Source organism: Paenibacillus cisolokensis (genome assembly GCF_018403665.1).
Taxonomy (GTDB): Bacteria; Bacillota; Bacilli; order Paenibacillales; family Paenibacillaceae; genus Paenibacillus_AH; species Paenibacillus_AH cisolokensis.
In genome coordinates, this window is the sequence record NZ_BOVJ01000029.1 from 15,748 (window position 1) to 27,394 (window position 11,647).

The following is an 11,647-nucleotide window of genomic DNA, read 5'->3' on the forward strand; positions in this document are numbered from 1 at the left end:
CACCTCCAATCTTCTGCATTCCCATTTTATCATTCTGCCGAATCGGCCTGCAAATAGGGCAGATTCGACGCGATATATACATCGCCCGCGGCGGGCGTCTCCACCGGAATCGAAGCTTTGTGCTCCGCCGGAAAAACGATGTCGAACACTTCTTCCACGCGTTCGCACGGTATGACCTTCAATCCCTGCAAATCCTCGAATATGGCCTGCCAGTTCTCCTTCGGGACGATGACGCGTTCCGCTCCCGCCTGAAAAGCGGCCTCCACCTTGGCCAGCACGCCGCCGACCGGCTTCACGTTGCCGTGAATGCTCACCTCGCCGGTCATCGCCAGCTTGTTGTCCACGGGTATCCCCTTGATGGCCGAAGCGATCGCCGTGGCCATGGCAACGCCGGCGGAAGGGCCGTCGATCGGCGTGCCGCCGGGAAAATTGATATGCAGATCGTAATTTTCCGGCTTCATGTCCAGGCGGCGCAGCACGGTCAGCACATTTTCTACCGACCCCTTCGCCATGCTTTTGCGGCGCAGCGTCCGCTGCCCTCCGCCGAGCTCCTCCTCGTCCACTACGCCCGTAATCGTATACTGCCCTTTGCCGTTCTTGACCGGGATGGCGCTGACCTCGATTTCAAGCAGCGTCCCCATATTCGGCCCGTAGACGGCCAGGCCGTTGACCAGACCGATCTGCGGGGCGGACGGTACCTTCCGGTCGGGACGAGGCGGAATTTGGCTGCTGTTGACTACCCATTCCACATCGGCCGCCGTAATTTCGGACCGCTTCTCGGACAGCGCAAGCCCGGCGGCCAATTGGATGACGTTTACGGCTTCGCGGCCGTTCGTCGCATATTTTTTGACCACTTCGATCGCTGCCGGACAAGGGGGAAATCCGATTTTTTGACCGCGTGCTCGGCGATCTGACCGATTTCGTCCGCAAGCAGCGGACGGAAGTAGACTTCCATGCATCTCGAACGAAGCGCGGGCGGAATCTCTTGCGGAGACCGCGTCGTCGCGCCGACAAGACGGAAATCGGCGGGAAGTCCGTTCTCGAATATATCGTGAATGTAGCTCGGAATGTTCGTGTCTTCCGAATTGTAATACGCGCTTTCGAGAAACACTTTCCGGTCTTCCAGCACTTTTAATAACTTATTCATCTGGATCGGATGCAATTCGCCGATCTCGTCGATAAACAGCAGGCCGCCGTGCGCCTTCGTCACCGCTCCCGGCTTGGGCTGCGGAATACCGGCGACGCCCATGGCGCCCGCCCCTTGATAGATCGGATCGTGCACCGAGCCGATAAGCGGATCGGCGATGCCCCGTTCGTCGAACCGGGCCGTCGTCGCATCGATCTCCGTAAATTTCGCATCCGGCAAAACGGGGATGCGGGATTTTTTTCGCTTCCTCCAATACGACGCGCGCGGCCGCCGTTTTGCCGACGCCCGGAGGGCCATATATGATAACGTGCTGCGGATTGGCGCTGCACAAGGCGGCCTTGAGCGCGCGCAGGCCGTCTCGCTGACCGACAATATCGTGCATCGTCTGCGGTCTCGTCTTCTCCGCCAGCGGCTTCGTCAGGGAAATGGAGCGCAGCTTCCGCAGCTTGTCCATCTCCTTGCGCGACTCGCGGTCGACTGCCGAACGGTTCGTTTTCTGATTGCGCAGCAAATTCCAAAAGTACAGTCCGATCACGACCGCAAAAAATACCTGGATCAGCATCAACACGACGCTTAATGTCATTTGTTCCTCGCTCCTCTCAAGCAAAAACCGGCAGTAAAGTCATACTCTACAGTATTGCCTCCGCTTGCGAGGAATAATCGCCGTTCCAGGGAGAAAAAAACCTTCGGTACGCGCCGTTTTCGGGGCGCGCCGCCGAAGGTTTTGGATGCGATTATGCGTGCTGGCGTTTACGTCCGGGAATTTCGCCCGTTTCCTCGTATACCCGCACGATGTTGTCGATTTCTTTTTTCAGTTCGTTCAGCAGCTCGGCTTCCGGAACTTTGCGGATCATTTCGCCGTAACGGAACAGCATCCCTTCCCCGCGGGCGCCGGCGATGCCGATGTCGGCTTCGCGCGCCTCGCCCGGACCGTTCACCGCGCAGCCCAGCACCGACACTTTGATCGGCACTTTGATGTTCGCGATATACTCCTCCACCTCGTTGGCGATGGAGAACAGGTCGATATCGAGACGGCCGCAGGTCGGACAGGAGACGAGCGTCGCCGCATTCGTAATGAGGCCGAATGTTTTGAGCAGCTCCCGGGCGACCTTCACCTCTTCGACCGGGTCGGCGCTCAGACTGATCCGAACCGTGTTGCCGATGCCCATCGCCAGCAGCGCACCGATGCCCGCGGAGCTTTTGATCGTACCGGCGTGAAGCGTTCCGGCCTCCGTAATGCCAAGATGGAGCGGATAGGCAATTTTCTCGGCCGCCATCGTGTACGCCTTGATGGCCATCGGCACGTCCGAAGCTTTAAGCGAAACGATAATGTCATGGAAGTCCAGGTCTTCCAGAATACCGATATGGTACAAGGCGCTTTCGACCATCGCTTCCGGCGTCGGATAGCCGTATTTTTCAAGCAGATGATTTTCAAGCGAACCGGCATTGACGCCGATCCGGATCGGGATGCCCCGCTCCTTGCACGCTTTGACGACCGCCTCGACTTTCTCGCGGCGGCCGATATTGCCCGGATTGATGCGGACTTTGTCCACGCCGTTCTCAATGGCGGCAAGCGCCAGCCGGTAATCGAAATGGATATCCGCGACGAGCGGAATATGAATCCGTTTCTTGATCTCCTTCAGCGCTTCCGCCGCTTCCTTGTTGTTCACCGTTACGCGGACGATTTGGCAACCCGCTTCCTCCAGACGGAGAATTTCCGCCACGGTCGCTTCGACATCCGCCGTTTTCGTCGTGCACATGCTTTGGATGATTACTTCATTCGAGCCGCCGATCGTCAAGTTTCCGACTTTGACAGGCCGCGTTTGTTGTCGCAAATACATAAGGAATCTCTCCCATAACGCCAAAGTCCACCCGCCGGCTGCGGCTGTCCGAGCCGCCCGGAGGGTGGAATCGATGACGGTAATCGGCCGCCCCTGCAATCAGGCGCTTTCTTCCTTCTTCTTCCCTTTCTTGGACGTCAACTCCGGCATAATGCGTTCCTGTACGACCTTCTCGGTAATGACGCAGGTGCCCACGTCGTCCCGGGACGGCACCTCATACATCACATCCAGCATAATCCCTTCGATAATGGCGCGCAATCCGCGCGCACCCGTATTGCGCTTGATCGCTTCCTTGGCGATCGCTTCAAGCGCCGCCGGCTCGAACTCCAGCTTGACATTGTCCATCTCCAGCAGCTTCTGGTACTGTTTGACCAGCGCGTTCTTCGGCTCGGACAGGATGCGGACAAGCGCCTTCTCGTCAAGCGGCTCCAGCGTCGAGATGACCGGCAGACGGCCGACAAACTCCGGAATAAGGCCGAATTTAAGCAGATCCTCCGGCAAAACCATCGACAGGTATTCGCCCGGCTTCAATTCCTTCTGGCCGTCGCCCGCCGTGTTGAAGCCGATCACCTTTTGCCGATTCTGCGCTTGATAATCTGCTCCAGCCCGTCGAAGGCGCCGCCGCAGATGAACAGAATGTTCGTCGTATCGATCTGGATGAACTCCTGATGCGGATGCTTCCGCCCGCCTTGCGGCGGCACCGAAGCGACCGTGCCTTCAAGAATTTTGAGCAGCGCCTGCTGCACGCCTTCTCCGGACACGTCGCGCGTAATCGACGGGTTTTCGGATTTGCGGGCCACTTTGTCGATCTCGTCGATGTAGATGATGCCGCGCTCGGCTTTCTCGACGTCATAGTCGGCAGCCTGAATCAGCTTCAGCAAAATATTCTCGACGTCTTCTCCGACGTATCCCGCTTCCGTCAACGACGTGGCGTCCGCGATGGCGAACGGCACGTTCAAAATTTTGGCCATCGTCTGAGCGAGCAGCGTCTTGCCCGAGCCCGTCGGGCCGAGCAGCAAAATGTTGCTCTTCTGAAGCTCGACATCCTCGATCTTGCTCTGCGAATTGATTCGCTTGTAGTGGTTGTAAACCGCAACAGCCAGCGACTTCTTCGCGTTGTCTTGCCCGATGACGTATTGGTCGAGAATGTTGCGAATATCCCGTGGCTTCGGAATGTCTTTCATTTCGAGCTCTTCTTCGTGGCCGAGCTCCTCTTCCACAATTTCCGTGCACAGTTCGATGCACTCGTCACATATATAAACGCCCGGACCGGCTACCAGCTTGCGAACCTGATCCTGCGACTTGCCGCAGAAGGAACATTTCAGCTGGCCTTTCTCGTCGTTAAATTTAAACATGTCTTCACTCCTTCGTTCCAATTGGTCAGACGGCCGACAACGGCTTGTCGATGACCTTGTCGATCAGCCCGTAGGCCATCGCTTCCTCCGCGCTCATAAAGTAGTCGCGGTCGGTGTCGCGGTCGATTTTTTCGTACGGCTGACCTGTACGTTCTACATAAATCTGGTTCAACTTTTGCTTCGTCCTCAAAATCCAGTCAGCATGGATTTTGATGTCCGTCGCCTGTCCCCGGACGCCGCCGAGCGGCTGGTGTATCATGACTTCACTGTTCGGCAGCGCGAACCGCTTGCCCTTGGCGCCGGCAGTCAGCAGCAGAGAACCCATGCTGGCCGCCAACCCGACGCAAATGGTGGATACGTCGGGCTTGATATATTGCATCGTATCGTAAATGCCCAGACCGGCAGTTACCGAACCGCCGGGCGAGTTAATATACAAGTGAATATCCTTGTCCGGATCGTCAGCGGCCAGAAACAGCAACTGCGCGATGACGGAATTGGCCACGTCGTCATCAATGGCGCTGCCCAGGAAAATGATCCGGTCCTTCAGCAGGCGGGAGTATATATCGTAAGAACGCTCACCACGATTCGTTTGCTCGACGACAATCGGTACCAAATTCATGACGACCAACCTCTTTTCTTATTGGACTGTGACTTGCATAATACATTGTAACACGTCGGCCGTTCGCTGTCATTTTCTCGCCTTTATACAGTATACGAACAGATCCACCGCTTATGTACCGGGAATGCGCCTGATTTCGCCAGTATGTGTTATGTAAGATCCCGATCGACGGGAGAAGCTTCGTTTCGCCTTGCCGTTCCGGCGTCGCGAAGGAAGCTGGTATGTATTTCGGTGGTAAAATAAGGCACGTGGTAGTTTTCACGTGCCCAATTTCGTTATCGAAGCCTTCGTACCGGTTCGCGTTATGCGACTTCGCTCGTTTGTTTGCTGTTTTCAAGCAAAAACCGAACCGTTTTGCGAATGGACAGATCTTCTTTCAGGTTGTCGAGCGTTCCGTTGCGTTCGAACAGCTCCTTCAACTCGTCCACCGGACGTTTGTACTGTTCGGCAAGCTTCTCCAGCTCGGCTTGTACATCCTCGTCGGTCACTTCGATATTTTCGACTTTAGCGATTTGCTCCAGTACAAGCGTATTGCGGACGCGCTTCTCGGCGTCGCCCTTCATCTGCTCGCGCAGTTGCGCCTCATCTTGACCGGAGAATTGGTAATACAGCTCGAGATTCATCCCCTGCATCCGCAGGCGGTTCTCGAAATCGCGAATCATGTAGTCCGTTTCGTTCTCGATCATCACTTCGGGGATGTCGATTTCGGCCGCTTCCGCCGCTTTTTCCACAACCGCGGTTTCGCGGGCCTGCTCGTTTTCTTTCTCTTTGCGCTCTTTCAGCTTCGCAGCCAGATCTTGCTTGAACTCCTCAAGCGTTTCGAACTCGCTGACGTCTTTGGCGAATTCATCGTCGAGAGCCGGCAAATTTTTCCGTTTGATCTCATGAAGCTTCACTTTGAAGACCGCCGGTTTGCCTGCCAGATTCTCGGCGTGGTAATTTTCCGGGAACGTCACTTCCACATCTTTGTAGTCCCCCGTACGCATGCCGACAATCTGCTCCTCGAAGCCGGGGATGAACGAACCCGAGCCGAGCTCGAGATTGTAGCGCTCGCCCTTGCCTCCCTCGAACGGCTCGCCGTCGACGAAGCCTTCGAAATCGATGATCGTAATGTCGCCGTTCTGAGCCGCATCTTCTTCGACTACGACCAACTCGGCGTGACGCTGCTGCAGCCGTTCCAGCTCGGCGTTAATTTCCTCTTCGGTCACTTCCGTATTGCCGGCGGGAACTTCCAGGCCTTTGTACTCGCCCAATTTCACTTCCGGCTTTACCGTCACCTTCGCCTTGAATTTGAAGGCTTGTCCTTTGCCGAATTGCTCGACGTCGATTTCCGGGCGGTCAACGGGCTGAACGCCGGTTTCTTTCACGGCATCGGCATAAGCGTCCGGCAAAATAATGTCGATCGCGTCCTGATACAGGCTCTCGACGCCGAAGCGCGCTTCGAATATCGCACGCGGCACTTTGCCTTTGCGGAATCCGGGCACGTTTACTTTGGCCACGACTTTCTTAAAAGCCTTGTCAAGCGCCTCGGCTACTTTTTCGGCATCGACTTCCACGTCGATCGCGACGACGTTCTTGTCTATTTTTTCCCAGGTTGCTTTCATTTTATGCTTTCCCCTCCGAATTACACATCCTATTTTAAACGGGAGTCACGCTCAATAAACCATTCCATTATAAATTACATCCTGGCGGATTTCAAGGCTCGGGCCCGCTTTCATCCGAGTGAAAATCGGTAATCTGCCGCAAAGAGCGGTACGCCTGCTCATACCGGAAGCGCAGCTCGCCGGTAATGCCGTACGTATCCCTCACCTCTTCTTCATCCGCCGAGCCGTATACGGTCAGCAGCAGCGTGAGATGAAGCGCCGCCGCGTAACAATCCACCGTCTCATCGTCGTCCTGCAGCAGCCGTTTGTAAGCCGAAGTGCCGTATAGGAACTGCAAGCTCTCTTTCCAAAGTTCGCGGGCAAAATGAGGAAGCGTCGGATCGTCCGCCTCCACGCTCGCCTCTACCCGTTCCAGCACGCGCAATACCGGTTCGGGAAAATCGTTCATCGTCAGCGGAACATCCCCGATCTCCACCTGGATCGTCTCGCCGAGCCGTTCCAGCGTCAGCACGCCTTGCGCTCCGCGTTTGCGAAGGCATTGCAGCGCTTTGAACTGCACGACCGGATGCACATCTTCTTCTTCGAGCCATTCGATAATTTCCCGATCGACGTCCTCATGCCGAAGATGCACCGCCCGCTCGATAGCCAATATTTGCTGATCCATCATCGGGTGATGGCGCATAATGTACAGCACCTGCCTGACATAGGCCTCGTCATGGTCGGCAGGATTCAGCGCGTCCTGGCGCAGCTTCTCCTCCTCATCGCCATCGTCGTCTTCTTCGGACGTTTCGCTGTCCGGAAAAGCCATATTCAGCCATGTCAGCAAATTTTCCCACTCTTCGTAATTCCGGCGCTCTTCCCCCCGGACCTGGAGAAGAAAACGGAGGAGCGCCTTCGCTTCCCCGTATTGCTCCGCTTCCAGCAGGCGCGTCAATTGAATCTGGTAATGGTCCAGCATCTTCGGAAAGAGGTAGACGTTTTCTTTGCCGCCTTTATCTTCACGAGGCGGATCGTTCGGAGCTGTAATGGTAACACCGCCTTGTCATTCAAGCGCTCGTGTCGCTATGCTTTCAGTTGGATTGATTATATCACGTCGATTCTAAAATAAAAAGGATTTTGTCGCAAAAATGAATTTTTCCCATTGATTCGAACCGGGGATTATGATATATTAACTAGTACTGTGCGGGTGTAGTTCAATGGTAGAACGCCAGCTTCCCAAGCTTGAGGCGAGGGTTCGATTCCCTTCACCCGCTCCAGCATTGCGACTTAGCGGCATCCCCGAACGGATGCGCTGAAAACTTGTCCCAGTAGCTCAGCTGGATAGAGCAACGGCCTTCTAAGCCGTCGGTCGGGGGTTCGAATCCCTCCTGGGACGCCAGTGAATACATATGCCACAAGACCGCGCCTGTCGCGGTCTTTGTTTTTGCCTTTTTAACCGTCCGCGCCTTCCGTCAAATCGTCGCCCTCCGTCGGTGCCCGCCTTTAGCGCCCCTTCTTCGGGCTGATCGCTTTGGCGAAAAAGTTGCAAAAATACAGGAATTTTGGCCCGAATAGATGACTATGATGCAAAATCCTGCGAAAATATAATATTTTGGGACGGTTTTCACTTGTCTGGCTTGAACGGAGGCAAAAAATTGCATTATCGCAGAAATTTTCGCGTTTTGGTTCATTTCCCCCCGGAAATACTGCACTTTTGCAGCATTGTCCTCTATTGTCTCATCTTCCGGATGCCAGCCGCCGCGAGCCGGAGTAAAGCAAGCAATTTCGGGACTGGTGGCAGTTTCACAGCGGGCTGGAGCGAGCGAATAAGGTCCTGGAGCTTCGCGATTAGCCGCCCCGCGGCCGGATAGGCGAGGGCGAATAGAGCCAAAAACAAAAAACGGGAGCGGCGCGTCAGGAAGAAAACGCGCATCCCGTCCCAGCAAGGAAACTTACGAGCGATCCGACAGGCCGGCTAGACCGATGATCATCACGACGAGCATGAGCAATTGAATAAGCAGTTCCGCGCTCATTCCCATTCCTCCATGTCCCAGGATGGCTCTTCCCGGCCGGCTCCTCTCCCATGGATCGTTCTTGTTTCCCCACTATTCACGATATGCTCGCCGCATGGTCATTATGTCTTATGGAAAACCGGGAATGACGGATTAGCGCCGAACGCTTTCGCTCGGATTGTTTTGCGCCGGCTGCTTCACATTTTTATCCAGGACATTTTCCGCAAACGTCTCGCCTTTTTGCGCATACTGGTTGCCTTTGTTCTGTTTCGTTTCACTCACCGGTTATCCCTCCTTATTAAGAAAATTCGCGGTAACGCCCGCGCAAAGCCGCGATTATAACAACTGCATCGATTCAATATGACGTTTCGTTTCATCCGTTCCGCATTCGTACAACAGACGGTAAATCGAATCGATCAAATAGCTGTAGCCGCCGTCGATTTCCTGTCTCGTCGCTTTGCCAAACGGGTGCGAGCCAAAGTGAAACGCCTGCGCTTCATCGAAGCTGCTTATTTCCTCGAACAACTCCTGCAGCCGGTTCAGCTCTTCTTCGTTCGCCATGATGACCAACTCATAGGGCGCCGCGGTCGGATCCTCCAAAATTTGGCCGGCTCCGACCGATACGTAATAACGTTTGCGGGCCGTCTCGCCCCCTCCGTTATCCATGCTCGAAAGTCCTCCTTTCCATCGCCCGCCTGTGCCTTCTTACGCTAGCATCCCTTGGGGACAGACATTTTATCCGGTCTTACGCATATACCTGTTTTATGATTGCAGAGGGAGTTCAGCAAAGAGAGGGATGAGAACATGTGCGGCATCACCGGTTGGATCGATTGGACCCGTGACCTGACCCGGCAAAGCGACATCCTGGAGAGGATGACCGAAACGCTCGCTGCTCGCGGACCGGACGCAGCCGGCACGTGGATCGCCGGACCGTGCGCGCTCGGACATCGCCGCCTTGCGGTGATCGACCCTGAGAACGGAGCGCAGCCCATGATCCGCTCGTCGGAAGAGGATGCGTATGTCATCGTATACAACGGAGAATTATACAACGCTGCGGAATTGAAACGGGAGCTGGAAAACCGGGGACGTCGCTTTACGACAACTTGCGACACGGAAGTGCTGCTTGTCGCCTACATGGAATGGGGGGCTGCTTGCCTGGAGCGGCTAAACGGCATTTTCGCCTTCGCCGTTTGGGACGGTGCACGCGAGGAGCTGTTTCTCGCCCGCGACCGGCTCGGCGTAAAGCCGTTGTTTTTCAGCCGGATCGACGGATTGTTCATTTTCGGTTCCGAGCCGAAGGCGATATTGGCTCATCCCGCCGTCAGCGCCGAAATCGGAGCGGAAGGCTTGGCCGAAATATTCGCGATCGGGCCGGCCCGCACGCCGGGACACGGCGTTTATCACCATCTCGAGGAATTGCGTCCCGGCCGCTGGCTGAAGGTGTCGCGCGAAGGCATTGCCGAGCGAATCTATTGGCAGCTGGAAGTCCGTCCGCACGAAGAGAACGAGGAAGCGACTGCCGAACGGGTCGGCGAGCTGCTGCGCGATACGGTGGAGCGCCAGCTCGTATCGGATGTGCCGATCTGCACGCTGCTGTCCGGCGGGCTCGACTCCAGCGCCCTGACGGCGCTTGCCGTCGATTATTACAACCGGACCGGCCAGGGTGCGGTGCATACGTTCTCGGTCGACTACGCGGACAATGACAAGCATTTTCGGGCGCATGCTTTTCAACCGGGCGCCGATGCCCCGTGGATCGAACGGATGAGCAGCCATCTGGGCACCGTCCACCACGCGGTGACGTTCGATACGCCCGAGCTTGCGGCCGCGCTCCGCGATGCCGTGCTGGCGAGGGATTTGCCGGGAATGGCCGACGTGGACGCGTCGCTGCTGCTGTTTTGCCGGGAAATCAAGAAAGAAGCGACCGTCGCGCTCTCCGGAGAGGCGGCGGATGAAATTTTCGGCGGCTATCCGTGGTTTCATCGCGAAGATGCGCTGAACGCGAACACTTTTCCCTGGTCGCTCGCATCCGCCGTGCGCGCCGATCTGCTCTCGCCCGACGCTGTGGCCTGGATCCGGCCGCTCGATTACATTCGCGAACGTTATGAGGAAGCGATCGCCGAAGTGCCCCGCCTCGCCGGCGAAAACGACCGGGAGCGGCGTATGAGGGAGATGTCTTACCTGAACATTACCCGCTTCATGCCGACGTTGCTGGACCGCAAAGACCGGATGAGCATGGCGGTCGGACTGGAGGTTCGCGTACCTTACTGCGACCACCGGCTCGTCGAATACGTATGGAACATTCCGTGGGCGATCAAAACCGCCGGCGACCGCGAAAAAGGCATCCTGCGCCAAGCGCTGCGCGGCGTGCTGCCGGACGACGTGCTGTACCGCAAAAAAGCCCATATCCGAAAACGCACAATCCGAACTATCTCGCCGCGGTCAAGCAACTGCTGCTGGACGTTCTGGATGATCCGTCCTCTCCGCTCCTGCCGCTTATTAATGTAAAAAAAGTGCGGGAGCTCGCGGAGTCCGAACAGGCGGCCAGCAATACGCCGTGGTTCGGCCAGCTCATGGGCGGCCCGCAGCTGTTCGCTTATTTGTGGCAGACCGATCTGTGGCTCAGACATTACAACGTTTCGATCCGATAAGCGGGCGGAAAGCGGGCATATTGTCGGATCGGCGCATATCGGAGCGGCAAGGCACAGCCCCGGCGGGTTAACGGGGTTGTGCCTTTTGGCGTGGTTTTGGTATGGAAACAGCCAGGCTGTTGGAGGAACTGTTTATGCGTGTCATGCTCTTGACGCCGTTTGGTCCCGATGATATGTTGAGTTCAAGATCAGCGGTCGGCGAGCCGCCGATTTCCGAGCGTTTAGAACACGCTTTACGTTAGGCTTATCGACGACAATAGTATGAAGTGCGAACCTCAAGCGCACATGAATTCCCTGGGAGGTTCGCACTCCTTGCTGTGCCTGGCGTTTTGGAATTTCCGGCAGAAAAATTGCTGTTTTGGAATAGGCAAAACGGAGGTTCGCGAAAACGAGCCTCAAACCCCTTGTGCGACAAGGCTTTTTCGCTCATGCTGTCGCTCCC

The 11,647-nt window shown here is 56.2% G+C and carries 6 protein-coding genes, 2 tRNA genes and 3 pseudogenes; 3 read left to right on the forward strand and 8 right to left on the reverse strand.

Features of this window, described 5'->3' with window-relative positions; all coding sequences use genetic code 11:
- Positions 1 to 29: 29 nt before the first annotated feature.
- The 6 genes and pseudogenes from lonB to PACILC2_RS04270 form a co-directional block, all read right to left on the reverse strand.
- Positions 30 to 1,730, reverse strand: a pseudogene (gene lonB / locus PACILC2_RS04245) (ATP-dependent protease LonB).
- A 151-nt stretch (positions 1,731 to 1,881) separates the two neighbouring features.
- Entirely contained in the window at positions 1,882 to 2,988 is a 1,107-nt protein-coding gene (gene ispG, locus PACILC2_RS04250; RefSeq protein ID WP_062491877.1) for a flavodoxin-dependent (E)-4-hydroxy-3-methylbut-2-enyl-diphosphate synthase, read from the reverse strand.
- Positions 2,989 to 3,087: 99 nt separating this feature from the next.
- A pseudogene (gene clpX, locus PACILC2_RS04255) lies at positions 3,088 to 4,343 on the reverse strand (ATP-dependent protease ATP-binding subunit ClpX).
- Positions 4,344 to 4,368: 25 nt separating this feature from the next.
- A complete protein-coding gene (gene clpP, locus PACILC2_RS04260) occupies positions 4,369 to 4,962 on the reverse strand; it encodes an ATP-dependent Clp endopeptidase proteolytic subunit ClpP (protein ID WP_062491874.1) in 594 nt (197 codons plus the stop codon).
- Positions 4,963 to 5,264: 302 nt separating this feature from the next.
- Positions 5,265 to 6,566, reverse strand: a complete 1,302-nt coding sequence (tig, locus tag PACILC2_RS04265; protein WP_062491871.1) for a trigger factor — start codon at positions 6,564 to 6,566, stop codon at positions 5,265 to 5,267.
- Between the two features lie 91 nt (positions 6,567 to 6,657).
- Positions 6,658 to 7,524 (reverse strand): hypothetical protein, encoded by an 867-nt coding sequence (locus PACILC2_RS04270; protein ID WP_213527685.1) that lies wholly within the window; start codon positions 7,522 to 7,524, stop codon positions 6,658 to 6,660.
- 224 nt (positions 7,525 to 7,748) lie between these two features.
- Here PACILC2_RS04270 and PACILC2_RS04275 point away from each other — a divergent pair.
- Positions 7,749 to 7,822: transfer RNA gene (locus PACILC2_RS04275), tRNA-Gly, on the forward strand.
- A gap of 45 nt (positions 7,823 to 7,867) precedes the next feature.
- Positions 7,868 to 7,944, forward strand: a tRNA-Arg gene (locus PACILC2_RS04280).
- A gap of 766 nt (positions 7,945 to 8,710) precedes the next feature.
- Here PACILC2_RS04280 and PACILC2_RS27845 read toward each other — a convergent pair.
- Both PACILC2_RS27845 and PACILC2_RS04285 read right to left on the reverse strand, forming a co-directional pair.
- The gene (locus tag PACILC2_RS27845; RefSeq protein WP_280515273.1) at positions 8,711 to 8,839 is read right to left on the reverse strand and encodes a hypothetical protein; all 129 of its coding nucleotides are present in this window, start codon (positions 8,837 to 8,839) and stop codon (positions 8,711 to 8,713) included.
- Positions 8,840 to 8,893: 54 nt separating this feature from the next.
- Positions 8,894 to 9,223, reverse strand: coding sequence for a hypothetical protein (locus tag PACILC2_RS04285; protein WP_062491853.1), 330 nt, complete (start codon positions 9,221 to 9,223; stop codon positions 8,894 to 8,896).
- Between the two features lie 138 nt (positions 9,224 to 9,361).
- Between PACILC2_RS04285 and asnB the strand changes: the two are divergent.
- Positions 9,362 to 11,205: pseudogene (gene asnB / locus PACILC2_RS04290) on the forward strand (asparagine synthase (glutamine-hydrolyzing)).
- Positions 11,206 to 11,647: the final 442 nt, after the last annotated feature.

Bases quoted from the DNA above. Each gene is read 5' to 3' on its own strand.
- ispG (WP_062491877.1), bottom strand. From the start codon at position 2,988: ATGTATTTGCGACAACAAACGCGGCCTGTCAAAGTCGGAAACTTGACG.
- clpP (WP_062491874.1), bottom strand. From the start codon at position 4,962: ATGAATTTGGTACCGATTGTCGTCGAGCAAACGAATCGTGGTGAGCGT.
- tig (WP_062491871.1), bottom strand. From the start codon at position 6,566: ATGAAAGCAACCTGGGAAAAAATAGACAAGAACGTCGTCGCGATCGAC.
- PACILC2_RS04270 (WP_213527685.1), bottom strand. From the start codon at position 7,524: ATGCTGGACCATTACCAGATTCAATTGACGCGCCTGCTGGAAGCGGAG.
- PACILC2_RS04285 (WP_062491853.1), bottom strand. From the start codon at position 9,223: ATGGATAACGGAGGGGGCGAGACGGCCCGCAAACGTTATTACGTATCG.